Source organism: Paracoccus sp. Arc7-R13, assembly GCF_004010775.1.
Classification (GTDB): domain Bacteria; phylum Pseudomonadota; class Alphaproteobacteria; order Rhodobacterales; family Rhodobacteraceae; genus Paracoccus; species Paracoccus marcusii.
Window position 1 is genome coordinate 1,227,339 of the sequence record NZ_CP034810.1, and the last position, 23,635, is coordinate 1,250,973.

Below are 23,635 nucleotides of genomic sequence, written 5' to 3' on the forward strand. Positions count from 1 at the left end.
GCGATCAGCGCTCACGCGGCCAAGCCGCGTGCATGTCGTCGATCACATAGGCATGGGCATGGCGTCGACCATGCCCAGCTTCTGCGAGATGCGGATGGTCGGCCGACAGATCGGCATGACCGTGTTCAAGCACCTCTGGATCGTCGGCAGGCCAGACGGCGAAGCCGATGCCGATCGCGACAGCGGCCAGCGCGGCCAGAATGATCGCCGTCATCGGCAGGCCGAGCGTCGCGCCGGCCCACCCGGCAAGCGGATAGGCGATCAGCCAGCAGGCATGGGAAAGCGCGAACTGCGCGGCGAACAGCGCCGGCCGGTCTTCGGGATTGGCCGAGCGCCGGAGCAGCCGGCCGGATGGCGTCTGTGCCGTGGAATAGCCGACACCGAGCAGGAACCACAGCGGCAACAGCCAGCCGTAGCCCGGCAGCGCCGCCGCCGCCAGTGTTCCCACCGCCAGCAGCGATGCGCCACCGAGCATCGCCGTTCGATCTGGAATCGAGTCCAGCAGCTTCGGCAGCGCAAGCGCCGCGACCATCGAGCCGCCACCGAACGCCGCGAGGGCCAGGGCCATCGCCTGGTTGTCGAGGCCATAGACAGCCTGCACGTAAACGACCGTATTCACGATCACCAGCGCGCCCGCCGAGGCGACTGCGAGGTTGATCGCCAGCAGCCCGCGCAGGCGCGGCGTCGCCAGATAGATGCGGATGCCGCGCGTCGTGCGGTCGTAGATACCACGAGGTTTCGACGGTTTCGGACTCGGCAGGACGACCGAGATCACCAGAGCCGCCGAGACGAGGAAGCCGATCACCGTGCCGGCGAATAGGCTATGGAACGAGATGAAGGCGAGAAGTGCCGCCGCCAGCATCGGACTGACGACGCTTTCCAGATCGTAGGCCAGCCGGGAGAGCGACAGCGCGCGCGTGTATTCCTTCTCGTCCGGCAGGATGTCGGGGATCGTCGCCTGGAAGGTCGGCGTGAAGGCGGCCGAGGCCGATTGCAGCACGAAGATCAGAACATAGACCTGCCAAATCTCGGTGACGAAAGGCAGGAAAACGGCAACGGCGGCGCGGACGAGATCGAGCGCCACCAGCATGGCGCGCCGCGGCACACGCTCGGCGAATGCCGATGCGACCGGCGCGACACCGACATAGGCGATCATCTTGATGGCGAGCGCGGTCCCCAGCACCGCGCCGGCCTCCGCCCCCGCCAGTTCGAAAGCCAGCAGGCCCAGCGCCACCGTCGCAAGGCCGGTTCCCACCAGTGCGATGACCTGTGCCAGAAAGAGGTGGCGATAGGTCCGGTTTTCGAGGATCGCCAACATCACAGATACTTCGCTATTTCCTTGAACTCGTCGATCGACTGCCGCCGATCACGCCCGAGCGGCCCGACCACTTCTTCGAGGCAATGGTCGAGGTGATCCTGAATCAGTGTCTTCTTGGCCTGGGCGATAGCCTTCTCGACGGCATGGAGCTGCTGGGCGATGTCGAGGCACGGCCGCCCGCCCTCGATCATCTCGATGACGCCGCGAAGATGACCATCGGCGCGCTTCAGCCGCTTGACGATCTCCGGGTGGGATTGGTGAGTTTGGGATGGCTTGGTCATCGTCATATCCTATCCCCCTGTAGGGGATATACCAAGATGGTCGAACGTCGAAAGCAGGTTGCTCGTTTGGCTATAGCGGCAGGTGAAGTCAGGTATTGCTTACTTGCACTTCTACGCTTTTGCGGTTGTCGGTTCTTGCGGGGGAAAGCCTTCCCCCTGGCCGGCACTGCGTTGCCGGCACACCCCCTTCTGCGGGGAGACCCCGCAACGCCCCCTGGGTAGGTCTCAGCCGGACTCAGTGATGTGGTGGACGCGCTCGCCTCGCGATACACTGTCCCAATGCCTATACTTCATCTCATCTGTGGGCTTCCCGGCTCGGGCAAGACCACATTGGCACGGCAGCTTGAGAATCAGGGAAAGGGGCTTCGCCTCTCTCCCGATGAATGGATGTCCACGCTCGGATTCCAGCTCTACGACGAGGGCGGCCGCGCGCGTGTCGAGCAGTTGCAATGGCGTCTGGCCCAACGCCTTCTGGCCGCCGGAAACGACGTCATTCTGGAGAACGGCTTCTGGTCAAGAGAGGAGCGCGATTCCTACCGGGCGGTTGCGCAGTCGCTCGGCTGCGAGACCCGGCTTCACTATCTCGACGTCCCCGTCGAGGAGTTGCAGCGTCGGATCATCGCCCGCAACCGCGATGCGCCTGCCGATGCGGCTGTCGATCCGAACGATCTTCTCGCTTGGTCGAAGATGTTCGAACCGCCGACCACGGACGAACTTGCGGTTGGGCACGGCACCGCGCCGCCGTGATCGGCGGCAGCGCCGCTTTAGAGTGAGAGTGCAGACGGGGTTTGCCGTGACGGGTTGAGGGCTGGAGAAGAGGTCTCCGGCGCCCGTCGCGGAGAACCGCGATGTCCAGATACGACCATACCCCCCGTTCCGGCGCGGATCGGGCGAACCTTTACGACGAGATCACCGACAAGATCATCGCCGAGCTTGAGGCCGGGCGCTTTCCTTGGGTCCAGCCCTGGGGCAAGGCCACGGCCCAGGCCCCGCTCGGCCTGCCGCAGAACGCCAGCACCGGCCGCGCCTATAGCGGCATCAATATCCTCATCCTGTGGGGCGCCGTCGTCCAGCACGGCTTCCCCGGACAGGGCTGGCTCACCTTCCGCCAGGCGCTTTCGCTCGGCGGCAATGTCCGCAAGGGCGAGTGCGGCACAACCGTCGTCTATGCCGATCGCTTCACGCCCGAGGACGAGAAGCGGCGGGCGCGAGAGACCGGCGAGGAACCGGGGAAGATCCCGTTCCTGAAGCGGTTCACGGTGTTCAACACCGCGCAGTGCGAGGGCCTGCCCGAGGACATTGCCGTGGCCATGCCGCCTCCGCCATCCGGACTGGTCGAGCCGAGGGTCGAGGCGCTCATCAAGGCGACCGGCATCGACTTCCGCATCGGCGGCGACCGCGCCTACTACGTCCCGGCCCTCGACCATGTGGTCGTTCCGCCGCCGCAAGCCTATTTCGAGCCGATCAACTGGCACCGGACGGCCCTGCATGAGCTGGGTCATGCGACAGGCCATGCGTCCCGGCTGAACCGCGATTTTTCCGGTTCCTTCGGCACCAGGAAATACGCTTTCGAGGAGCTGGTGGCGGAAATCTCGGCCGCCTTCTGCTGTGCCTCCCTCGGCATTGTGCCGACCGTCCGCCATGCGGATTACATCGCCTCCTGGCTCGAAGTGCTGCGCGAGGACAACCGGGCCGTCGTCCGCGCTGCCTCGCAGGCGAGCAAAGCGGCCGACTGGATTTTGTCCTTCCTGCCAGATGCGGACGGGCTCGGTGCGGCCGACGATGAGCGGGAGGCAGCATGATGAACGCGCTCGCCTTTCCCGGCTCGATCCCCGATCCTGCGCAGGCGGCCGAGATCCGCCTGCGTGTCCTCAGCCTCGGCGCCGGCGTCCAGTCGACCACGCTCGCCCTCATGGCTGCCCATGGCGAGATCGGCCCGATGCCGGATTGCGCGATCTTCGCGGACACCGGCTGGGAGCCGAACGCGGTCTATGAGCATCTTGCCTGGCTGGGATCGCCGAATGTCCTGCCATTCCCCATCCATATCGTCTCGGCCGGGGATATCCGCGCCGATCTGCTCACCGGCGCACGCGGCGAGCGGTGGGCCTCGATCCCCGCCTTCACACGCACGGTCGCGCCCGCTGGGACTGAACTACCCGTCTATGATGAAGACGAGAACGGCGAACCCGTCATTGTCGGTTCCCGCGTCCTGGCAGGTGAGCGGATCAGCATTGGCATGATCCGCCGCCAATGCACCAAGGACTACAAGATCACCCCAATCCGGCGGAAGGTGCGCGAACTCCTTGGCATTGCGGGGCGCCGCTCGCCCGGATCGCCAGTCGCCGAGCAATGGATCGGGATTTCTCTCGACGAGGCGTTGCGCATGAAGCCCTCGTTTGAGGACTGGCAGGTCAACCGCTGGCCCCTGATCGAACGGGGCATGACCCGCCAGGACTGCCTGCGCTGGCTGGAGCGGCATGGCTATCCTCTCCCGCCCAAGAGCGCCTGCATCGGCTGCCCGTTCCATTCCAATGCCTATTGGCGGCATATGCGTGACCACGATCCCGAAGGGTGGACCGATGCCGTGTCGGTCGATGCCGCCATCCGCACGGGCTTCCGGGGCATTCGCGGCGAGGTCTATCTTCACCGTTCCGCCGTCCCGCTCGATCTGGCCGATCTTTCGACAGCCGCCGATCATGGCCAGCTCGACCTCTGGCCGAACGAATGCGAGGGCATGTGCGGGGTGTGACTGCTGAAACTCGCCGATGCACATAGCCGGATTTCCGGCTTTGCGATTTTCCGGCTCGCAGCGCCGCCCTTCTGGAGACAGAGGGCGGCGCTTTGGGTCGTGGCGGGTTGGGTGCCGGGAGAGAGGCTCCCGGCGGCCCGCCACGGAGAACGCAGATGCCTGCTATTCAGTCACCCACGCCCCTGAAAACCTTCCTCATCTGCCATGGCGCCGAGAACGAGTTCTGGCTGTGCAAGGCCGCGGACCGGAATCATGCCGTCGAGCAGTTTGAAGCCGCCGCGACGGACGGCGACATCAACGAGGTATTCGAGTGCGTCCCCGCCATGAACCGCTACTTCGTCCGCCAGCGGCGGGCGATGTGGGTCTGCTTCGTCCAGGAGGTCGAAGCAGAGGATGAGGATGCCGCGGTCGATGCCTTCTACCAAGGGTTCGATCCGCAGCACTTCTTCATAGAGGGCGCCCTTCAACACGCTGATCATGGCCCCGCCACGGTCTTCGACCGGCGGGAATACCCGAACGCGAATGTTGCCGAGGCCGACTGACGAGCTGTTCCAAAGCTGAATAGCCCGTGTCCTTGCGACAGCGCTGCCCTCTTAGAGTAAGAGGGCGGCGCTTCGCTTCGTGACGGGTTGGAGGTCGAGAGAGAGGCTCACGACCGCCCGTCGCGGAGATGACCACCATGGCCCGAGCTGCCAAGAAAAAGAAGCCCGCCCTTCAGATGATCGAGTTCTCGCGGGCGCGCGATATTCCGTTCAACCGCATCCGACTGTCGGATAGCAACGTCCGCGAGATCGACGTGGAGGCCGGCCTGGACGACCTGACCCATGACATCGACCGGCGGGAAGATCTCGTGCAAGGTCTCAATGTCCGCGCCGTATTCGACGAGGACGGCAATGAGACCGGCGATTTCGAGACACCCGCAGGCGGCCGCCGCTACAGGTCCATCGCGCGCCTTGTGGAAGCCGGTCGCTTCCCGGCCGAAGGGCTTGTGCCTTGCATCGTCAAGAAGGCCGACGCCAAGACCTCGGCCGTCGACGACTCGCTGGCCGAGAACCTGCTGCGCCTCGCCCTGCATCCGCTCGACCAGTTCAAGGCGTTCAAGCGGATGTTCGACATGGGCATGTCGAAGGAGGAGATCGCCGACGCCTGGCGGACCACGCCGCGCTACATCATGCAGCGTCTGCGCCTCGCCACCGTCGCGCCGACACTACACGATGCCTATGCGCGCAACGAGATGACGCTGGCGATGCTGGAAGCCTTCACCGTCAACCCCGACCACGAGCGCCAGCATCAGGTCTGGGAGCGCATCAGCACGTCGTGGCAGAAGGAGCCCTGGCAGATCCGCAATATGCTGACCGAGACCACGGTTCCGGCCGCCGATAAGCGCGCCCGCTTTATCGGCGTCGAAGCCTATGAGACAGCGGGCGGCCCGGTGCTGCGCGACCTCTTCTCCGAGGAAAACGGCGGCTGGTTGCAGGACGTCACGCTCCTCGACCGCCTGGTCGACGAGAAGCTGCGCGCCATTGCCGACGAGATCGCCGGTCAAGGCTGGAAGTGGATCGACGCGGCGGTCGAGCTGCCCTACGGCCACACCAACGGCCTGCGCAAGCTGGCCGGTGTGACCCAGGAACTGACCGAAGAGGAGCGCGCCACGCGCGAGGCGCTGCGCGACGAGTATGACGAACTCGAAGCCAAGTATGCCGAAGCCGACGACCTCCCCGATGAGGCCGATCAGCGTCTCGGGGAGATCGAGGCCGAGCTGGAAGCCTTCGAGAACCGGCCCGTCACCTTCGCGCCGGAAGACATCGCCCGTGCCGGTGTTTTCGTCAGTATCGGCCGCGAGGGCGAGTTGATCGTCAGCAGCGGCTACGTCCGCCGCGAGGATGAGCAACCCGAGACGGTCGATGGCGAGGATGCCGGAGAGGGCGCGGACCCGTCCGACCCTGATGCCGTGCAGCGCGCCGTCATCACTGTCGGCGGCGAGCCGGTCCCGGACGCCGACGAGGAAGAGGACGATGCTGTCAAACCGCTGCCCGAGCGGCTGGTGACGGACCTGACCGCATGGCGGACGCTGGCGCTGCGCAATGCGCTCGCCGAGAATCCGCACGTCGCCATGACGGCCCTGCTGCACAAGCTGGTTCTCGATACCTTCGAGCGCACGTCCACCTCGGGAACGAGCCTTTATGCCGCCGTGCGTCACATCTATCTCCCGGCCGATGCGACCGGGCTCGCGGACAGTGCCGCCGCGAAGATGATCGACGAACGCGCGGACGCCTGGCGGGGCGACATTCCCTCCGGTGATGACGACAGGCTCTGGGGCTGGATCGACGGCCTCGACGATGCCAGCCGCCTGGCGCTGCTCGCCCATTGCGTCAGCTTCGGCGTCAACGCGCTCTATGAGCGGCCGAACCCCTATTCGGGGAATGGCATCTCGCAGCACGGTCTCGACCGCCGCATGGCCGAGGCCGAACGGCTGGCGCAGGCCACCGGCCTCGATCTTGTCGAAGCCGGCTGGAAACCCACGGTCGAGAACTACCTCGGCCGCGTGACCAAGACTCGCATCCTCGAAGCGGTGCGTGAAGGCGCCGGCGATCGCGCGGCCGATCTCATCGCGCATCTCAAGAAGGGCGACATGGCGAAGGAGGCCGAGCGGCTTCTGGCCGATACCGGCTGGCTGCCGGAGCCGCTGCGCCCCACCGTGGACGCGCAGGCCGTGGATGGCTCAGCCGATCAGGACGAGAATGGCATGGCGTTGCCCGATTTCCTCGCCGGTGACGATGAGAACGCGGCCGATGCCGCCGACGATCCGGTGGCCTTGGTCGCCGCCGAGTGACGCGCACCAGCGGGGCGGTCTCGGTCGCCCCGCTTACTCCCCACCCCATATAGGCTCGGCCCCGGCCGGGCCTTTTTTTTCAGGAGACAGGATCATGCCATCCGACAACCATCCCAACCCCGGCCAGCCCATTCCTCAGACTGTTCATGTCGCCCTTTATGAACATCGCTATGGAACCGATGTGCGCGCTTTTCTCGACAGCGAAGAGGCGATGCACTGGCGCACAGAGATCGCCAAAGAATGGTGGACTGACGCCTTCGATGACGATCTGCCGCCCGACGACCAGATCGGCGACGTGTATTTCGAGCGCATGTTGGAGCGCGACGAGTTCTTTTGGACGAAGGCGTGTGAAATCAAACGCGATCCTCCTGATTCCACCGATCCGGACAGCCCCGTTCCAAGCGCCGATGGTGGTGGCGCATGATCATGACGGTTGATGAAATCTTCGCTGACGACCGCCGCAACCCTCCCATGGAGCGATCGCTTCCGTGGGAGGAAACGCGCGGCGGCGTCACCGTCTTCGTGGAGCCGAAGCCTCATTGGGCCGAGGACATGCGCGCCTTCCGGCTCGATAGGTGCGAATATTGCCGCTATGCGGACTGGAGCGCGCACGGCGCCCGGACACGGTTCTACGGTCATATCGACACGTCCGGCGACGACGTGATGATGGAGGCTCGGGCAATTATCGCCCGCGAGATCGCCGATGGGCTATGGGACTGAGCAGCCCTTACGCCTGTGCCTGGCGCAGACCGGGCCATCGGGGTATCGCCGCGCAGCCAGCGACGGATCGAGGTCCAGCGTCACCATTGCGCCGTCAGCTTCTCGCAGCGGGACAGCGGATTCCATCTCCAGCCTGAAACACATCCTGAAGATCAGCCCGGCAACGAGGCTGGCGCGGCGGGGCATCTATGACGGGATTCCCGGCATCCTGTCAGAGGCGAAGCACCACCCCCGCTTCCATTCGCGAACCTTGGTCCGACCGTCTCTTTGTCAATCAACCCACGAGGGGTCGGCTTACGCGAGCGTGCCGCCCTCGCGGATTCGGACGAGCCGAACGCGCGAGGGTGATTGCAGATCCGGTCGGACACTTCGGGCGCCTGTCGCGCGGGGGATGGTCCCCCGCCTCCCAAGACAGGAGCCGGAACCCATGTCCTATGCAGATGCCACCGCCTTCGCCGCCAGCCTCGCCACCACGCTGATGGTTTCCATCGTCGTGTTTCAGGCCGGAGATGGAACCCACTCCGCCATGCCGGCCGACGAGTTCGACGGCGACGAGGAGATGGTGAAGCTGGAACTCGATCCGTGGAGCTGAGGCGCGAAAGCGCCTCACTCCCAAGGCCCGGTGCCCAAGCGCAGTCGGGCCTTCTCCCGACAATCGCCGCCGATTGCCGCTTGCGTGCCGGACGGCATTGCGATCTCGACCCGCATCGGAAAGAACCGTCGGCGATCACGCCGATTTCGCTCCATCAAGATGAAAGCCATTCGCCATGCTCAGCCATATTGTCGTTTCCATTCTGCTCTGCACGGCGTCATGCGAACCGGCCGAAATCCGCGTCTGGGACGGCGATTCCATTCGCTTGGGCACGACGCGGCAATCTGAGGCCGTCCGGATCTTCAACATCGACGCCCCCGAGATCGAGGGGCAATGCGCGTATGAAACCGACCTCGCGCTGCAATCGAAGATCAGGCTGGCCGAGCTTCTGAAAGGCCAGCGGATCGAAATCCTGCACCAGGGAACCGACCGCTATGGCCGGACCCTGGCGGCGATCCGCGTCGAGGGACGAGACGTCGGAGACATTCTCGTCAGCGAGGGACTGGCCCGAACCTGGGCGGGACGCCGCGAACCGTGGTGCTGATCCACCCCGACAACAGGAGAGTGAGAGGGTGGGTCGGTTGGCCGTGACGGGTTGCAGGTGGAAGAGAGGCTTCCGCCGCCCGTCGTGGAGCAAACCCCATGACCCTTTCCCACCACCCCGGTTTTACCCTGGTCGGCGACGTCATCACGCGCGAGGTGTTGCCCCGGCTGCGCTACGCCCAAAAGCTGCCGTTGCGCCTCTCCTGCATGGGCACGGCCGGTTACGAGGGCCTCGACGAGGCCGATGAATTCGACCGCACGGTCGTCATCGGTCAATCCGCATCCGCCGAAGAAGCCATGATCCTTGCCAGCCAGCGCGTCGCGCGCGGCGACATTCGTGTCAGCGCGGACGACACGCTGCGCTTTCACCCGCGTATCGTCGTCATTCAGGACGGCGATCTCGGCCTGGTTCTCGGTGGCGAGATCCGGGCAGGAATCGTCCTCTGGCAGCAGCCCGTCGTCTCCGACGTGGAGGCCCGCCGCATCATCACCGAAGCCAGCCGCTTGCGCGGGCTGGCCTTCGCCGCCTCCGGTCGGGTCGATCACAGCGCAGCCCGCGATCATCGTTATCGCGCCAGCCTGCTCGAGGCCCGACTGGTCGATCCCTACTGGCGCGAGACCGCGGCGGAGCTTCTCCATCTGCCCCAGGCCGCCTGACACCTTCTTCCACATCTTCGCCCGGCCGCGCGCCGGGCTTTCTCGTTTCAGGAGTCCGACATGGCTAACTATTTCACCCATTTCTCCTGCCTGCTCGACGTAGGCACCCCGGAAAACGCCGCCCGCGCGCTCGACCTCTACAACGCACTTTCAGAGGAAAACGCTGCCGAAGACCCTCCCTCGGAAGGATTCATTCTGTCGATCCAGCCTGAGCATGGCGGCACCCAGCTCTGGATGCGCGACGATGAGACCGGCGATCCCGAGCATGTGATCCAGTTCGTAAAACGCTGCGCGGCCGCGTTCGGCCTGTCGGGCCTCTGGGGCTTCCAGTATGCGACCGCCTGCTCGCAAGCCAGGGTCAACGCCTTCGGTGGTGGCGCGCATGCCCTCGATCTCGCCACCGGCGAGACCGTGGACTGGATCTATAGCGGCAGCTGGCTGGAGATCGTCCTGGACGGAGGTGATCCCTATGCCTGAGATCATCGAAACCACGGTCTATCGGCTCGACGAGCTTTCCGACACGGCGAAGGACAAGGCCCGCGCCTGGTATCGCGAAGGCGGGTTCGACTACGACTGGTATGATGCGGTCTATGAGGATTTCCAGCGGATCGCGGAAATCCTCGGCATCCGCTTCAAGACCCGCACCGTGCGCCTGTATGGCGGCGGCTCGCGGCGGGAGCCGCGCATCTTCTTCTCAGGCTTCTGGTCACAAGGCGATGGCGCTTGTTGGGAAGGGTTCTACTCCTATGGGAAGAACGCCTCGGCCGAGATTCGATCCCATGCACCGCAGGATACGGCCCTGCACGGTATCGCCGATGCCCTTCAGGCAATCCAGCGACGCAATTTCTACCAGCTTCGCGCCGAGGCCAGCCATCGTGGTCGCTACTACCATGAGTATTGCATGGCGATTTCCGTCGAACGCGACAGCCAGACATATCAGGACATGACCGCCGATGCCGAGGAGATCGTGATTGAGGCGCTGCGCGATCTGGCCCGTTGGCTCTACCGCCAGCTTGAGCGCGAATACGACTACCTCTCCTCGGGTGAGGCGGTGGATGAGACCATCACCGCCAACGAATATACCTTCACCAAAGCCGGACGCCGTTTTGGCTGACCCCGACAAGCGCTCCGCCTCTCGGCCGGGCGCTTGTTTCATGCCTGCTTACGCCACGGCTTGAGAGGGAGAGAGCGACCGGAAGGGATTTGAGCCGGTGCGGTCGAGAGAGAGCGCCGTGCGGCTCGGTCCTATTCCGCTCTCCCAAGGAATCTCCGATGAACATGATCTCTGCTTCCGCGGCGGCCTCCGCCGCCGCGCCGCTTCCACTCGACCATGACGCCGAGACGGCTGCTTCCACCTTCACCGCTGCCGGTTTCCTGCTGCCGCATCTCGAACGCGGTCAGCGTGTCGATGCCGCAACCCTGCGCGGCGCCATGGAAGCGGCCTTCGGCGCTTCCGATGCCACCGGCGCCTGGAACTGGAAGACCGCCTATGATGCCTGCGAGGCGGCGACCGTCCTCTTCCTGCGCAAATACGGCGCTGCGCTTTTCCGCAGAGCCGGGTCATCGGCGGCTATCCTGCCGCAGCTCGGCAAGATCGCCGGGCTCCTGCCGACGCATACACGCCGGTCGGAGGAAGCCCAGACCTTCCAGCAGTTCTCCACCCCGATCCCGCTTGGCTTTGCGGCGGTGACGGCGGCGGCGATCACTCCTGCCGACCGGGTGCTGGAGCCCTCGGCCGGCACCGGGCTCCTCGCCATTCTGGCCGAGATCGCCGGCGGCACGCTGCTCCTCAACGAACTCGCCGAGATGCGCGCCGGCCTGCTTTCCTCTCTCTTTCCGGCCCTCTCCGTGACCCGCTTCGACGCCGCCCAGATCGACGATCACCTCGATCCCGGCCTGGTCCCGACCGTCGTGCTGATGAACCCGCCGTTCTCGGTCATGGTGAATGTCGAGGGCCGCATGGCCGATGCCGCCTTCCGCCATGTCGCCTCGGCGCTGGCGCGCCTTGCGCCCGGCGGGCGGCTTGTGACCATCACCGGGGCGAGCTTCGCCGCCGACAATCCGGCATGGACCGCCTCCTGGACCCGGCTGCAGGAGCGCGGCCGCGTCACCTTTTCCGCCGCAGTCGATGGGTCGGTCTATGCCAAGCATGGCACCACGATCCCAACCCGGCTGACCGTCATCGACAAGCTGCCCGCCGACGACCCTGCGGTGTTTCCGACAGCAATCGGAGTCGCGCCGGACGTGGCGACGCTGATGGGCTGGCTGGCGGATCAGTTGCCCGCGCGGCTGCCGGTCGATCCCGGCGTTGCCGTGCCGATCGCGCGGCCTGCCGTCCCCCGCACCGTGCGCGGCTATGTCAACCGAACGGCGAGGGCTGCGCCCGCCGCGCCGCTGGCCGAGCCGGAGGGGGTGCCGCTCGCCTATGAGACCGTCGATTGGGCACCGGCCGAAGACGGCCGCCTCTCCGATGCGATCTATGAGGAATACGGTCTCCAGACCATCCGCATCGCCGGCGCGCAGGCGCATCCGACCCAGCTCGTGCAATCGGCGTCGATGGCGAGCATCGCGCCGCCGAAGCCGAGCTACCGGCCGATGCTGCCAGCCGACATTCTCGGCAAGCTGTCCGAGGCGCAACTGGAAACCGTGATCTATGCCGGCGAGGCCCATACGGGCTTCCTCGCCGGGGCCTGGACGGTCGATGACACGCTCGACAGCCTGTCCGCCGCGCCGGAGGAGGCCGAGGGTGCCATCCGTTTCCGCCAAGGGTTCATGGTCGGCGACGGCACTGGTGTCGGCAAGGGCCGGGAATCCGCTGCCATCATCCTCGACAACTGGATGCAAGGGCGGCGTAAGGCGGTCTGGATATCGAAGTCGGACAAGCTGCTGGAGGACGCACAAAGGGACTGGAGCGCCCTCGGCATGGAGCGGCTGCTGGTCACGCCGCTGTCGCGCTTCCTACAAGGCAAGCCGATCACTCTGGGCGAAGGCGTCCTATTTTTAACCTATGCCACGCTGCGCTCCGACGACCGCGGCGAAAGGGTTTCGCGCGTCAAACAGATCGTCGAATGGTTGGGCTCCGACTTCGATGGGGTCATCATCTTCGACGAGGCGCATGCCATGGCCAACGCCGCCGGCGGCAAGGGAGAACGCGGTGATGTCGCCGCCAGCCAGCAGGGTCGCGCCGGGCTGCGCCTCCAGCATGCCCTGCCGCAGGCCCGCGTCGTCTATGTCTCGGCCACCGGCGCCACCACCGTCCACAACCTCGCCTATGCGCAGCGCCTGGGCCTCTGGGGCGGCGAGGATTTCCCGTTCTCGACCAGGGCGGAATTCGTCGAGGCGATCGAGGCCGGTGGCGTCGCGGCAATGGAGGTGCTGGCCCGCGACCTGCGCGCCCTCGGCCTCTACACCGCCCGTTCGCTGTCATTCAAAGGCGTGGAATACGAGCTGCTCGACCATGAGCTGACCCCGGAGCAGATCCGCATCTACGACAGCTACGCCGATGCCTTCGCCATCATCCACAACAACCTGGATGCCGCGATGCAGGCCGCCAACATCACCGGCGGCGACGGCGGCTCCGGCACGCTGAACCGGCAGGCCAAATCCGCCGCCCGCTCGGCCTTCGAGAGCGCCAAGCAGCGCTTTTTCGGGCACCTGCTCACGTCGATGAAAACCCCGACGCTGATCCGCTCGATCACCAGCGATCTGGAGGCGGGCCATTCCTCCGTCATCCAGATCGTTTCGACCGGCGAGGCGCTGATGGAACGGAGGCTCGCCGAGATCCCCACCGAGGAATGGGGCGACCTGAAAATGGACCTGTCGCCGCGCGAATATGTCCTCGACTACCTCGCCCATTCCTTCCCGGTCCAGCTCTACGAGCCGTTCACGGATTCGGAGGGCAACCTGTCGTCTCGCCCGGTCTATCGCGACGGCCAGCCAGTCGAAAGCCGGGAGGCCGTGGCGCGGCGCGACGAGATGATCGCAAGCCTCGCCAGCCTGCCGCCGGTCCCCGGCGCGCTCGACCAGATCATCCAGCATTTCGGCACTGACACCGTGGCCGAGGTCACTGGCCGCTCGCGCCGGATCGTTCGCAAGCGCAGCGTGACCATCGACCGGCTGGTCGTGGAGAATCGCGCCGGTTCGGCCAATCTCGCCGAGACCCAGGCGTTCATGGATGATGGCAAGCGTGTGCTGGTGTTCAGCGACGCCGGCGGCACCGGGCGCAGCTACCACGCCGAACTCTCGGCGAAGAACACCCGGCTGCGCGTCCACTATCTCCTCGAAGCGGGCTGGAAGGCCGATGCCGCCATCCAAGGGCTTGGCCGCACGCACCGCACCAATCAGGCGCAACCGCCGCTGTTCCGGCCGATCTCGACCAATGTGAAAGCCGAGAAGCGATTTCTCTCGACCATCGCCCGCCGCCTCGACACCTTGGGTGCGATCACGCGCGGCCAGCGCCAGACCGGCGGTCAGGGCCTGTTCCGCCCGGAAGACAATCTGGAGAGCCACTACGCCCGCGACGCGCTGCGCCAGCTCTATCTCCTGCTGGTGCGGGGCAAGGTCGAGGGATGCAGCTTGGAGCGGTTCGAGGCCGCAACGGGGCTGAAGCTGATGGACTCGAACGGCATCAAGGATGATTTGCCGGCGATCACCACGTTTCTCAACCGTTTGCTCGCCCTGACCATTGAGCTTCAGGGCGTGCTGTTCACCGCCTTCGAGCAGCTTCTGACCGTGCGGATTGAGGGCGCCATCGCCTCGGGCACCTATGATGCCGGACTGGAGACGCTGCGCGCCGAAAGCTTCGTGGTGGCGGACCGGCAGGTGATCTACACCCATCCGCGCACCGGGGCCGAGACCAGCCTGCTGACTATCACCGAACGCAAGCGCAACCGGCCGGTGACGCTCGACGCCGCCTTGGCCGAACTCGATGATCCGCGTGCGAAGCTGCTGATCAACGAGCGCTCGGGTCGCGCGGCGGTGCAGATCCCCAGCACGAGCGTCATGCTGGATGATGGCGAGATCGAGCGCCGCGTCCGCCTGATCCGGCCGATGGAGGCCCATAACGTCCCGGTCAGAATGATGGGCGAAACCCATTGGGTCGAGGCCGACCGGGACGTCTTCGCATCGGCTTGGGAGGCCGAGGTTGCAGAAGTGCCGGAGTTTGCCGACAGCACCCTGCATATGGTCACGGGCTTGTTGCTGCCGATCTGGAAGCGGTTGCCCAATGACTCCACCCGCGTCTATCGGCTCCAGTCTGACGCCGGCGAGCGCATCATCGGCCGGAAGGTCTCTCCAGCCTGGGCCGCGAACGCGACCAAGACCGGAACCGCATCGGTCACGCCGGATGATGCCTTTGCGGCGCTGATGGAAGGTCGGACGATCCTCGATCTCGCCGAGGGCCTTCAGCTTCGGCGGGTCCGCGTCATGGGCGCGAACCGGATCGAACTCTCCGGCTTTACCGACATGATGCGTCAGCGCCTCTCGGCCTATGGCCTCTTCCACGAAATCATCTCATGGAAGCTGCGCATGTTCGTTCCGGTCGATGGGACTGGCCCTGCCGTTCTCGGCAAGGTTCTCGACCGCTGGCCGGTCGAGCGCATCGGCGAGCGGGAGGCAGCATGATGCCCCGTCACGATGTCTCGGAACTGGCGATCCGTCTCGGTCGGGAGGCCGAGGCGGTCTGCCGCCATTATCTGTCGTCCGGCCAGCGCGCCGGACGATACTGGCTGGTCGGCGATGTGCAAAACACGCCTGGGCGATCCATGTTTGTCCGCCTCACCGGGCCTGAATCCGGCAAGGGCGCGGCGGGGAAGTGGACCGACATGGCCACTGGGGAGCATGGCGATCTGCTCGACATCATCCGGCAATCGCTTGGCCTCGTCGACTTCAAGGACGTGGCCGAGGAAGCGCGCCGTTTCCTCGCTCTCCCGCATCCCGAACCGGAGAAGACGAAGACGCCGACCGGCAGCACGTCCAGCGTGGCGTCCGGTTCGCCTGAAGCGTCTCGCCGCCTCTTCGCCATGGCGCAGCCGATCGGCGGCACGCTTGCGGAGATCTACCTGCGCGGGCGGGCGATCACCCGCCTCTCGGGCACCGCCGCGCTGCGCTACCATCCCCGGTGCTATTACAGGCCCGATGAGCATTCGCCCACCGAGATCAGGCCGGCACTCGTCGCCGCCGTCACCGATCTCTCCGGCCACCAGACCGGCGCGCATCGCACCTGGCTCGCCCCGGACGGTTCCGGCAAGGCACCTGTCGAAACACCGCGGCGGGCGATGGGCGACCTTCTCGGCCACGCAGTCCGCTTCGACACTGCCGCTGAGGTTCTCGTAGCCGGCGAGGGCATCGAGACCGTGCTGTCGCCCCGTCAGGTTCTGCCCCACATGCCGATGCTGGCGGCGCTTTCAGCCGCTCACCTCGCTGCCATCCTGTTCCCGCCGTCCCTGCGCCGGCTCTATGTCCTGCGCGATCGCGACCCGGCCGGGGACGGCGCAAGAGACAGCCTCGCCTCCAGAGCAGCGAGCTTCGGGATCGAGGCGGTCACGCTCACGCCGGTCGAGGGCGACTTCAACGATGATCTGCGACGCCGTGGCGCCGATGCCCTCAGGGCGGCCCTGAAGGATCAGCTTCATCCCGAGGACATCCGCCGTTTCATGGAGCGGTGAGGATGTAATCGTTCTCGGAGGCGCGGCCCAACTCGTCGCCTGCCGGTTTCGTTCGCTGGCCATCGGCAGGCGCATCCTTCGTCGGAGAGGCCCGCACCCACGGCCTTCTGAGAGGGCGATCGGCGCACAAACGGGCCGGGCAGGCAATGGCCGCTTTCGGACTATTTTCCGCCGGCGGGGACGAGCCCCGCCTTTGCATCGCGAAAGTCAAAATAGTCCGAACCCGGCCATCGAGGCCCTCGCGGAGTGGGCGAGGGCTGCCAACCCGTCCCGCCCGTGCGCGTCGACGCCTGCGAAGGCCGCGATGGGCGCGGTCTCCAGACAAAGGACGCTCCCGATGACGAACGAAACCTATTCCGCAGGCGACGAGCCGGTCCACACCTCCTCCCAGACCGATCACGCCCTCACCGAACTCCAGCTCTACGGCTGGCGTCCTTTCCAGGACGAACCCGATCCCAGGCCGCTGCCCGAAGGCAATACCGTCGCCAGTGCCGTCACCGACATCTTCGACGCCCTCGTCGCGACGCTCGGCGACACCCGCTTAGAGCCCGATCTCGAAGAGCTGCTCTGGGGGACGGTCAATCTCTTTCACCGCGCCGCCAGCCGGGTGGAACGCGATCTCGACGACAACGAGCAGGCGCAGCGCCGGATGCAGCGGGAACAGGACGGCAGCGAGGTGAAGTCGGTCGAACTCGAACGCCTCACGGCAGAGGGACAGACCCTCATCGAACGGCGCAACAGCATGGAACTCTTCCGCGATCTCGCCGCCGAGGCTTTCGAACACCACACCGGCAGCGCCTGGCGGCCGCGCAGCGGCTCGATGGTCAACCATCGCAACCTGACCGCCGCGATGATCGACAGCCGCGACTTCCTTGCCGCGAAACGCCGCGCCGAGACCGAGGTGATGCTGCCTGCCGGTCCCAAGGTGGCCGTGACCGGCGGCGCCGGTTTCAACGATCACCGGCTGATCTGGGGGCGGCTCGATCAGGTCCATGCCAAGCACCCGGAGATGGTCTTGCTGCACGGCGGCACCCCGAAAGGCGCGGAACTGATCGCCTCCCGCTGGGCAGACCACCGCAAGGTGCCGCAGGTCGCCTTCCGGCCCGACTGGACGAAGCACGGCAAGGCCGCACCCTTCAAGCGCAACGACGCGATGCTGGATGTGCTGCCGGTCGGCATCCTCGTCTTCCCCGGCACCGGGATTCAGGAGAATCTCGCCGACAAGGCCCGCAAGCTCGGCATCCCGGTCATGAAGTTCGACGGCGGCGCGTAAGCGCCGCCGTTCGGCGGCTTTCAGCCGCCAAACCTTGACAGGAAGCGAGGTCGAGCCTCTATTGGAGCATCCTTGTAGAACCGGCGAAGCAGAATAGTCGCAGGCGGAGCGCATCTCCCGGCAGCCTGTCGTGATCCTCAACCGTTCGCTGGAGGTTTCCATGACGTTGATCCTGCTCGCCATCTCTTTGACCATCACGGCCTGCGTGATCGCCTACAATCTCGCGATCTACGCTTTGCCCGTCATGTCGGCCATTACTGCCGCGCAATACGCGTGGGGCGCGGGAGCCGGCGTCCTGATGTCCGGTTTCGCTGCGCTCGGTGCGGCCCTGCTGTCCATCGTCTTGGTGATCGTGGTCCTGGGCTTTGCCAAGAACCCTGTTCTTCGCCTCATCGCGCTTGCCCTCTTCGCGGTGCCCGCCGTCATAGCTGGCTACGCGCTCGTCTATGGCGTCACGAAGAACGCCATAGACTCGACCCTCGCGCTCAACCTTCTGGGCGGCGTGGGCGGCCTGGTCATCGGCGTCTCGGCCATCATCAATCTGAACGCGCTCGGCGAGTCGGTGTTCTCGCGCTGAGCCGGCGCGCGCGATCCCGCAGTCTCATGGAAACCCGACGGCTGGACCACCGGGCTCCGGGCTTCCTGCTCAGAATAGGAAATCATGTCATCGCGGTCACGCTGCCGTCTTTCTCGACCTGCTTTGCCCGGCTCTGGAAGCCGGTCATCGGCGTGAATCCCGCTGACGCCGTGCAGTCGATGGCCAGCCGCATCCTTCCACTTCATTTCGTGAACACAGCCGCAATCACCTTCAAACCCTTGCCGCAATACTGCCGGACCTGACCTCGTGCCATTGATGCAGGTGATGCGATGCCGGTTCCGCGCTCCAGACCCGATAGCCCTTCTCGTCACGGGCCACACAGCCTTCCAGCGGGGCGTGAACATGACGGGGAAGTGGGTTAGATCGGGATGCCCGGTGGCATGGATACGGGTTCCAAGGGCCAGCACGCTGCTGCTACCGGCAGGGATGCCAGTTCTGCTGCGCGTCCCCGATTGGCTCTCGAAGGCACCAATCCCTCCGACTGACTGATCCCCTAAGTCCGTTCGGTTTCCACCAGCAACCCCGGCGGCTCCGGACCGTGTTGCCGCGCGAGCGCGGCTGCCCGCCCCACTCCGGGCCTTAGGGGCGAGCTGCCGCAAGGGCGGCAGTTGCGGGAGTCTCCCGACGGCCTTGGCCGGGTCTCGTCGGAGGGATGGTCCCTCCGAGGAGCAACGGAGACTTACAATGCAGAACATCGTCATCCTCGCCGGCAACATCGGTCAGGCCCCCGAAACCCGCACCACCCAGGGCGGCACCTCGATCACCCACTTCAGCCTCGCCACGTCGCGCCCCAAATACTCGGAAGGCCGCGTGGTCCGTGACGAGAAGGGCTATCGGGTTCAGGACACGGAATGGCACCGCATCACCTGCTTCAACGGCCTCGGCAAGACGGTCCAGCAGTATTGCGACACGGGCATGAAGGTTCTGGTTCGCGGCCGCATCCACTACACGAAGTGGAAGGATGCGGAGGGCAACGACCGCTACGGCTGCGAGATCATCGCCGAGACCGTCGATTTCCTGAGCCGGGCGAAGCAGACCGAGAACGACGACGGCAAGTTCATCGACGACGATGACATCCCGTTCTGAGCGGGAAGCCAGAGGCCCGGCGGCGCAAGCCGCCGGGCCTTCCATGTTTACGGTGGGTCGCGCCCGCCGGCTCAGCGCAAGATTCCCCACCGGAACGCCATGCGCCTTCGCGCCCGGCGCTCCGATTTCCTTGCCGGAGAATCGGATCATTTCCAAAAACAGGAAACCACTTTTTGGTCCGATGCTCCCCGAATGAGTAGGGGGCAAGCCGCCCCTCTCAAACTCGCCCCATGAAGGTGCAGGGCTACGCCCCGCCCCCTCCAACTCCCTACCCATGGAGGGGAGACCCCTCCAAACCTCCCCTTTGGCGTTGCGCTGAATAATGTCGCGACCCCTGGTCGGGGCCGCGGGCTCCTCTCTCTCTGACTTCGGATCATGCACCAGCCACTCCGGCGTCAAGGACTTCGCGGTCCCCCAATTTTCAGCCGACGCCCAAGAACATCGTCAGAAAATCGGCTCCACCACTCGCCGCCGCTGGCGGTCGGCTTACGCGATCCCTGACCCCTCGCGGCAACAGTGCAGGCTCCTCCCGTCAGAACGAAAGGAGAAACAAATGTCTGATCTCGATTTCCTCAATCTCTCAAGAAAGCTTGGCCGCATCAGAACCAGGGTGCGCAAGAACTACTTCAGGTGCGACACTCGCTTTTCGCAGTCCCTCCATGAAAAGCTGCTTCTTGCCCTCAACGGCCATCTCAAGACTTGCCGCGAGGGCGCAAAGGTCCAGCGGCGGCTACGGAACGAAAGCGATCCGACGGTGCGCGAGTCCCTTGAACAGACCCTCGGCGACTGCATGGGCGATCTCGAATCCGGCGGCCGGGGGTTCTATCCTTGGCATCTGCTGGATGCCGTCGATGGTGACCCGGACTTCGGCGGATACCACCACCCCGTTGCGGCCATGTGGTGCAATGGCCCGATCCCGGAATGGATGACCGTCGAGGACAAGCATCTGTCCGGCCTTGGTCCCATCCTCCGGCAGATCGCTGCCCAGACAGGTATCCGCTTCACCACCTATCTCTGCGATGCCAGCATTGGCCCCGATGGCGCGGGGCAACTCGACCCCGAGATCTACGAGCGCCCGGTCAGCAACTTCCGATACCGATACCGATAGCGAGGTGGCGGGCGGCGGAAGCCGCTCGCCACCTTTTCCCCTGTCGTAATAGCCATACCGACCGGATCGACCGCTCGGCAGGGCTTATGAAAGGGGGGCAAGCCGCCCCTCTCAAACTCACCCCATGAAGGTGCAGGGCAAAGCCCCGCCCCCTCAAACTCCCCCACCCATGGAGGGGAAACCCCTCCAAACCTCCCCTTCGGTTCCACCGAATATTGTCGCGGCCCCTAGTCGGGGCCGCGGGCTCTTCTCTCTCTGACTTCGGATCATGCACCAGCCACTCCGGCGTCAAGGACTTCACGGTCCCCCCAATTTTCAGCCGATACCCAAGGGCATCGTCAGAAAATCGGCTCCCCCGCTCGCCGCCGCTGGCGGTCGCTGCGCGATCCCTGACCCCTCGCGGCTACGGTGCCCGACCCTCCCGTCAGCGAGAGAAAGGAGCATGACATGACCGAACAAAAGATCATCCGTATCGACGGGGGCAGCGCCGAATACTGGCGCGATCGCAAGCAGGCTTTCGGGCTTATCCGCGATGCCGAGCTTGCCGCAAAGCGTCTGGCCGAGGCGCCGATGTATCTGCACGGCGGCTACGACGAGGATGGCGACGTTATCCCCATCGAAAACCTCGGTCCCCACGACGATATGGAGGACGCGATCTGGGCCATCGAGGCCGATCCGACTGCGGTGAGCATCCTCGTTGCGCAGGGGCGCACGAGCATCGGCGGTCACGAGATCGGGGCTGTGGTTCGCGGTTTCGAACCGGACTACGGGCACATCGAGGACCCGGAGAGCAATCCGCTCTGGGGACCGGATACCGACTGACCCTTCGACGAGAGGCGGCGAAAGCCGCCTCTCGTCTTTGCTTCGTCGTCAAAGCCCTGCCGGCCGGATCGACCGGCCCGCAGGGCTGATGAAAGGGGCACGCCCCTCTCAACGCTCTCCCATGAAGGAAGGGGCAAGCCCCCTCCTTCAAACATCCTCCCCAAGGGAAGGGCTGAAGCCCCTCCCTTGAACCCTCCCATGGGAAGGAGGCGACGGTTCCCTCGCCCTCCTTCCCAAACCCATCCTCCTCTCCCTGGGCCAGGCCATTCTGGCCGCGCCGATACGCTGTCGTATGTCCGACCGAATCAGATGGCTGCCTATCCCGCCACTGCGAGGTTGATCACGACGATTCCAGCCGAATTTCGAGTGGAATTTGAAGGCAGAGCGACTATTATAGTCGTAGTTCTGGAGTGCGTGCAGGTCTCGGTGGGAGGTGATCATGTATGATCACCGCTCGCCAATCACGGGCCGCACGCGCGTTGCTGGGTTGGACACAGGAGACGCTCGCTGACAAGGCCCAGGTCGCATTGACCGCACTCAAACGCCTCGAATCCCAAAATGGGCTTGAGGTGTTCGAGACGACTCGCGATCAGGTTCGCCGCGCTCTCGAAGCGGCCGGCATCGTTTTCCTGTCAACGGATAAGGGCGAAGGCGTCTTGCTCCTGCACGAGCGGAGCCCGACGCCGGGTTAGCGTCGTGGCCTGCGCATTGACCCGTTGCCCATAAAAAGAATGGCTATCTCCCGCCGGAGATGGTTAACAAATACGTTATCCGATCGTGAGCGACTGATGGGACAAGCGACACAGACATTTCTTGACGAACCACCGTCCAGCCAAACGCTGACACCATATGATCGAGAACACATGAAGCTCTATATGCGCCTGCTCGACGCAGCGCGCGATGGCGCCGACTGGCGCGAAGCGGTTCGAATCCTCTTCAATCTCGATCCAGAGCGTGATCCCGAGCGTAGCCGCCGCGTTCATGACGCGCATCTCGCACGAGCGCGTTGGATGACCGAGCGCGGCTATCGCGAACTGGTCCGCGAAAGTCAGCACCGAACATCATAGCGATGCGCGGGACGCATCACCTGTTGATCCCGACCCAGCTTCCTCAATTCAACCCGAACGGGAATCGTAGAGTCTCTCCAACTTCCTGAGCTGTGACGTGGGAGGCTCCGATGACACCCAACGCATCTACCTGGCGTTCTTCGGCAGACTACGAGCATCTGGATGTGCTGACGCCATCCGATCTGGCTTGGGAGTGGCTCCGCCGCAACGATGCCTATGACGCTGATTTTGAGGCATCGGCCTCTGGCCAGGGAGATCCCGAACCGCTGACCGAACGAATCCGGCAGCGGTGGGGACTCCGATTTCCCCGTCGATCCGCTGGCTGCGCCACCTGACGCCAAGGTATTATGGCTTCCGCAGGAGGACACGAGCGTCGTCATACTGGCGAACGCGCCATCGGAATTTGACGAGCAAATCGGTCTCGCAGCTACCGTGATCTGGCGCGCCCATCCTCGCTCGCAACCTACGGATGAGGACTACCGGCTCGATATTGGCAACGGACAGCATCTGCAGATCCTCGACTGCACGGCCGGCGACGACAGGATCGCCGTCGCCATCGTTCCGCTCGGCCTGGACGGCTTCGACCGGATCGAAGCCGTCCGCCGCTTCCTCTCCGCCCTACATGGCCGCGCCATTCCTCCCGATACGCGGCTGACCCGGCAGCAGCGCATACGCCTGCGACGGATGCTTCGCGCCTTTGACGGACACAGGGCGGGCGCCACACAGCAGGAAATCGCGCAAGTCATCCTGAAGATCGGGCCGCTCGACCGCGATGAATGGCAGGCGTCTTCGGCCCGCCACACGATCAAGGCGCTTCTGCGCGACGCCCATTCCATGGTCGCGGGCGGCTATCGAAAACTCCTGCGTCATCGTCGCCAACGCTAGCGTAGTTCGACGCCTGGGCTGGTGGGCGATTTCGATACCCATCAACTTCGCCCTGCAACTCGCCGGCCTCCCTCCGCCACCGTGGTCGTTGTCCCGCCGCTGACTCGCAGTGGCCGTTCCCAACAGCCCGGAGGCCCGATCATGCCACATGAACCCGTCGTTTTGCCGCCGCGCTTCCTGCGCACCAAGGAGGCTGCGGATTTTCTCAGCCTTTCGGCCCGGACGCTCGAAAAACACCGCACCTACGGGACCGGCCCTGCCTATCGCAAGCTCGGCGGCCGGGTTGTCTATGCCATCGACGATCTCGAAGCCTGGACCGAGCGCGGTGCGGTAACCTCCACCTCCGATCCCCGTGGCTCCGTGCTGCCCGCCAAGCGCCACGCCCTTCCGACCGGCCCGCAGGTCGGGCGCTCCGCCCGCTGATCGCACCCAGTTCCC

The 23,635-nt window shown here is 65.1% G+C and carries 26 protein-coding genes; 24 read left to right on the forward strand and 2 right to left on the reverse strand.

Going from position 1 to position 23,635, the window contains the following annotated elements:
• Nucleotides 1-4 precede the first annotated feature (4 nt).
• The gene (locus EOJ32_RS06165; RefSeq protein ID WP_080620471.1) at nucleotides 5-1,318 is read right to left on the reverse strand and encodes an MFS transporter; all 1,314 of its coding nucleotides are present in this window, start codon (nucleotides 1,316-1,318) and stop codon (nucleotides 5-7) included.
• Nucleotides 1,318-1,599, reverse strand: coding sequence for a metal-sensing transcriptional repressor (locus EOJ32_RS06170; protein ID WP_080622743.1), 282 nt, complete (start codon nucleotides 1,597-1,599; stop codon nucleotides 1,318-1,320). Before EOJ32_RS06170 ends, EOJ32_RS06165 begins: the two co-directional genes overlap by 1 nt.
• Nucleotides 1,600-1,878: 279 nt before the next feature.
• Between EOJ32_RS06170 and EOJ32_RS06175 the strand changes: the two genes are divergently transcribed.
• The 24 genes from EOJ32_RS06175 (at nucleotide 1,879) to EOJ32_RS06290 (ending at nucleotide 23,620) form a co-directional block, all read left to right on the forward strand.
• Nucleotides 1,879-2,346, forward strand: a complete 468-nt coding sequence (locus tag EOJ32_RS06175) for an ATP-binding protein (RefSeq protein ID WP_080622744.1) — start codon at nucleotides 1,879-1,881, stop codon at nucleotides 2,344-2,346.
• 101 nt (nucleotides 2,347-2,447) lie between these two features.
• Nucleotides 2,448-3,401, forward strand: coding sequence for an ArdC family protein (locus tag EOJ32_RS06180; RefSeq protein WP_080620472.1), 954 nt, complete (start codon nucleotides 2,448-2,450; stop codon nucleotides 3,399-3,401).
• Complete coding sequence (locus EOJ32_RS06185) at nucleotides 3,398-4,348, forward strand: hypothetical protein (protein WP_230382924.1); 951 nt, start codon at nucleotides 3,398-3,400, stop codon at nucleotides 4,346-4,348. Before EOJ32_RS06180 ends, EOJ32_RS06185 begins: the two co-directional genes overlap by 4 nt.
• Nucleotides 4,349-4,503: 155 nt before the next feature.
• Nucleotides 4,504-4,890, forward strand: a complete 387-nt coding sequence (locus EOJ32_RS06190; protein WP_080620473.1) for a hypothetical protein — start codon at nucleotides 4,504-4,506, stop codon at nucleotides 4,888-4,890.
• A 137-nt stretch (nucleotides 4,891-5,027) separates the two neighbouring features.
• Nucleotides 5,028-7,181 (forward strand): chromosome partitioning protein ParB, encoded by a 2,154-nt coding sequence (locus EOJ32_RS06195; RefSeq protein ID WP_080622746.1) that lies wholly within the window; start codon nucleotides 5,028-5,030, stop codon nucleotides 7,179-7,181.
• A 94-nt stretch (nucleotides 7,182-7,275) separates the two neighbouring features.
• Entirely contained in the window at nucleotides 7,276-7,605 is a 330-nt protein-coding gene (locus tag EOJ32_RS06200; protein ID WP_080620474.1) for a hypothetical protein, read from the forward strand.
• Nucleotides 7,602-7,901 carry a hypothetical protein gene (locus EOJ32_RS06205; protein WP_080620475.1) on the forward strand — a complete coding sequence of 100 codons (300 nt, stop codon included), beginning with the start codon at nucleotides 7,602-7,604 and terminating at the stop codon, nucleotides 7,899-7,901. Before EOJ32_RS06200 ends, EOJ32_RS06205 begins: the two co-directional genes overlap by 4 nt.
• A gap of 427 nt (nucleotides 7,902-8,328) precedes the next feature.
• A complete protein-coding gene (locus EOJ32_RS06210) occupies nucleotides 8,329-8,493 on the forward strand; it encodes a hypothetical protein (RefSeq protein WP_164871400.1) in 165 nt (54 codons plus the stop codon).
• Nucleotides 8,494-8,668: 175 nt separating this feature from the next.
• Nucleotides 8,669-9,037: a thermonuclease family protein gene (locus EOJ32_RS06215; protein WP_080620477.1), complete on the forward strand. Its 369-nt coding sequence runs from the start codon at nucleotides 8,669-8,671 to the stop codon at nucleotides 9,035-9,037.
• A 98-nt stretch (nucleotides 9,038-9,135) separates the two neighbouring features.
• Nucleotides 9,136-9,693, forward strand: a complete 558-nt coding sequence (locus EOJ32_RS06220; protein WP_080620478.1) for a hypothetical protein — start codon at nucleotides 9,136-9,138, stop codon at nucleotides 9,691-9,693.
• Between the two features lie 60 nt (nucleotides 9,694-9,753).
• Nucleotides 9,754-10,170, forward strand: a complete 417-nt coding sequence (locus EOJ32_RS06225; protein WP_080620479.1) for a hypothetical protein — start codon at nucleotides 9,754-9,756, stop codon at nucleotides 10,168-10,170.
• The gene (locus EOJ32_RS06230; protein WP_080620480.1) at nucleotides 10,163-10,807 is read left to right on the forward strand and encodes an antitoxin of toxin-antitoxin stability system; all 645 of its coding nucleotides are present in this window, start codon (nucleotides 10,163-10,165) and stop codon (nucleotides 10,805-10,807) included. Before EOJ32_RS06225 ends, EOJ32_RS06230 begins: the two co-directional genes overlap by 8 nt.
• 158 nt (nucleotides 10,808-10,965) lie before the next feature.
• Nucleotides 10,966-15,315, forward strand: a complete 4,350-nt coding sequence (locus EOJ32_RS06235) for a strawberry notch family protein (protein WP_127898011.1) — start codon at nucleotides 10,966-10,968, stop codon at nucleotides 15,313-15,315.
• On the forward strand, nucleotides 15,315-16,358 hold the full coding sequence (locus EOJ32_RS06240; RefSeq protein ID WP_080620482.1) for a toprim domain-containing protein: 1,044 nt from the start codon (nucleotides 15,315-15,317) through the stop codon (nucleotides 16,356-16,358). The genes EOJ32_RS06235 and EOJ32_RS06240 overlap by 1 nt, the downstream gene beginning before the upstream one ends.
• A gap of 337 nt (nucleotides 16,359-16,695) precedes the next feature.
• The gene (locus EOJ32_RS06245; protein WP_080620483.1) at nucleotides 16,696-17,631 is read left to right on the forward strand and encodes a DUF2493 domain-containing protein; all 936 of its coding nucleotides are present in this window, start codon (nucleotides 16,696-16,698) and stop codon (nucleotides 17,629-17,631) included.
• A 160-nt stretch (nucleotides 17,632-17,791) separates the two neighbouring features.
• On the forward strand, nucleotides 17,792-18,208 hold the full coding sequence (locus EOJ32_RS06250) for a hypothetical protein (RefSeq protein ID WP_127898012.1): 417 nt from the start codon (nucleotides 17,792-17,794) through the stop codon (nucleotides 18,206-18,208).
• A gap of 705 nt (nucleotides 18,209-18,913) precedes the next feature.
• Nucleotides 18,914-19,315 carry a single-stranded DNA-binding protein gene (locus EOJ32_RS06255; protein WP_080620484.1) on the forward strand — a complete coding sequence of 134 codons (402 nt, stop codon included), beginning with the start codon at nucleotides 18,914-18,916 and terminating at the stop codon, nucleotides 19,313-19,315.
• 553 nt (nucleotides 19,316-19,868) lie between these two features.
• Entirely contained in the window at nucleotides 19,869-20,423 is a 555-nt protein-coding gene (locus EOJ32_RS06260) for a hypothetical protein (protein ID WP_080620485.1), read from the forward strand.
• A 447-nt stretch (nucleotides 20,424-20,870) separates the two neighbouring features.
• Entirely contained in the window at nucleotides 20,871-21,245 is a 375-nt protein-coding gene (locus EOJ32_RS06265) for a hypothetical protein (protein WP_080620486.1), read from the forward strand.
• Between the two features lie 443 nt (nucleotides 21,246-21,688).
• Complete coding sequence (locus EOJ32_RS06270; protein WP_080620487.1) at nucleotides 21,689-21,937, forward strand: helix-turn-helix transcriptional regulator; 249 nt, start codon at nucleotides 21,689-21,691, stop codon at nucleotides 21,935-21,937.
• 96 nt (nucleotides 21,938-22,033) lie between these two features.
• Nucleotides 22,034-22,312 carry a DNA -binding domain-containing protein gene (locus tag EOJ32_RS06275; RefSeq protein WP_080620488.1) on the forward strand — a complete coding sequence of 93 codons (279 nt, stop codon included), beginning with the start codon at nucleotides 22,034-22,036 and terminating at the stop codon, nucleotides 22,310-22,312.
• Nucleotides 22,313-22,422: 110 nt separating this feature from the next.
• Entirely contained in the window at nucleotides 22,423-22,647 is a 225-nt protein-coding gene (locus EOJ32_RS20340; RefSeq protein WP_080620489.1) for a transcriptional regulator domain-containing protein, read from the forward strand.
• A gap of 97 nt (nucleotides 22,648-22,744) precedes the next feature.
• Nucleotides 22,745-23,197, forward strand: a complete 453-nt coding sequence (locus tag EOJ32_RS06285) for a DUF2285 domain-containing protein (RefSeq protein ID WP_226341155.1) — start codon at nucleotides 22,745-22,747, stop codon at nucleotides 23,195-23,197.
• 141 nt (nucleotides 23,198-23,338) lie between these two features.
• Nucleotides 23,339-23,620 carry an AlpA family transcriptional regulator gene (locus EOJ32_RS06290; protein WP_080620491.1) on the forward strand — a complete coding sequence of 94 codons (282 nt, stop codon included), beginning with the start codon at nucleotides 23,339-23,341 and terminating at the stop codon, nucleotides 23,618-23,620.
• The last annotated feature ends 15 nt before the right edge of the window (nucleotides 23,621-23,635 follow it).

Coding starts and splice junctions, on each gene's coding strand:
- EOJ32_RS06165 (WP_080620471.1), bottom strand. CDS start 1,318: ATGTTGGCGATCCTCGAAAACCGGACCTATCGCCACCTCTTTCTGGCA.
- EOJ32_RS06170 (WP_080622743.1), bottom strand. CDS start 1,599: ATGACCAAGCCATCCCAAACTCACCAATCCCACCCGGAGATCGTCAAG.
- EOJ32_RS06175 (WP_080622744.1), top strand. CDS start 1,879: ATGCCTATACTTCATCTCATCTGTGGGCTTCCCGGCTCGGGCAAGACC.
- EOJ32_RS06180 (WP_080620472.1), top strand. CDS start 2,448: ATGTCCAGATACGACCATACCCCCCGTTCCGGCGCGGATCGGGCGAAC.
- EOJ32_RS06185 (WP_230382924.1), top strand. CDS start 3,398: ATGATGAACGCGCTCGCCTTTCCCGGCTCGATCCCCGATCCTGCGCAG.
- EOJ32_RS06190 (WP_080620473.1), top strand. CDS start 4,504: ATGCCTGCTATTCAGTCACCCACGCCCCTGAAAACCTTCCTCATCTGC.
- EOJ32_RS06195 (WP_080622746.1), top strand. CDS start 5,028: ATGGCCCGAGCTGCCAAGAAAAAGAAGCCCGCCCTTCAGATGATCGAG.
- EOJ32_RS06200 (WP_080620474.1), top strand. CDS start 7,276: ATGCCATCCGACAACCATCCCAACCCCGGCCAGCCCATTCCTCAGACT.
- EOJ32_RS06205 (WP_080620475.1), top strand. CDS start 7,602: ATGATCATGACGGTTGATGAAATCTTCGCTGACGACCGCCGCAACCCT.
- EOJ32_RS06210 (WP_164871400.1), top strand. CDS start 8,329: ATGTCCTATGCAGATGCCACCGCCTTCGCCGCCAGCCTCGCCACCACG.
- EOJ32_RS06215 (WP_080620477.1), top strand. CDS start 8,669: ATGCTCAGCCATATTGTCGTTTCCATTCTGCTCTGCACGGCGTCATGC.
- EOJ32_RS06220 (WP_080620478.1), top strand. CDS start 9,136: ATGACCCTTTCCCACCACCCCGGTTTTACCCTGGTCGGCGACGTCATC.
- EOJ32_RS06225 (WP_080620479.1), top strand. CDS start 9,754: ATGGCTAACTATTTCACCCATTTCTCCTGCCTGCTCGACGTAGGCACC.
- EOJ32_RS06230 (WP_080620480.1), top strand. CDS start 10,163: ATGCCTGAGATCATCGAAACCACGGTCTATCGGCTCGACGAGCTTTCC.
- EOJ32_RS06235 (WP_127898011.1), top strand. CDS start 10,966: ATGAACATGATCTCTGCTTCCGCGGCGGCCTCCGCCGCCGCGCCGCTT.
- EOJ32_RS06240 (WP_080620482.1), top strand. CDS start 15,315: ATGCCCCGTCACGATGTCTCGGAACTGGCGATCCGTCTCGGTCGGGAG.
- EOJ32_RS06245 (WP_080620483.1), top strand. CDS start 16,696: ATGACGAACGAAACCTATTCCGCAGGCGACGAGCCGGTCCACACCTCC.
- EOJ32_RS06250 (WP_127898012.1), top strand. CDS start 17,792: ATGACGTTGATCCTGCTCGCCATCTCTTTGACCATCACGGCCTGCGTG.
- EOJ32_RS06255 (WP_080620484.1), top strand. CDS start 18,914: ATGCAGAACATCGTCATCCTCGCCGGCAACATCGGTCAGGCCCCCGAA.
- EOJ32_RS06260 (WP_080620485.1), top strand. CDS start 19,869: ATGTCTGATCTCGATTTCCTCAATCTCTCAAGAAAGCTTGGCCGCATC.
- EOJ32_RS06265 (WP_080620486.1), top strand. CDS start 20,871: ATGACCGAACAAAAGATCATCCGTATCGACGGGGGCAGCGCCGAATAC.
- EOJ32_RS06270 (WP_080620487.1), top strand. CDS start 21,689: ATGATCACCGCTCGCCAATCACGGGCCGCACGCGCGTTGCTGGGTTGG.
- EOJ32_RS06275 (WP_080620488.1), top strand. CDS start 22,034: ATGGGACAAGCGACACAGACATTTCTTGACGAACCACCGTCCAGCCAA.
- EOJ32_RS20340 (WP_080620489.1), top strand. CDS start 22,423: ATGACACCCAACGCATCTACCTGGCGTTCTTCGGCAGACTACGAGCAT.
- EOJ32_RS06290 (WP_080620491.1), top strand. CDS start 23,339: ATGCCACATGAACCCGTCGTTTTGCCGCCGCGCTTCCTGCGCACCAAG.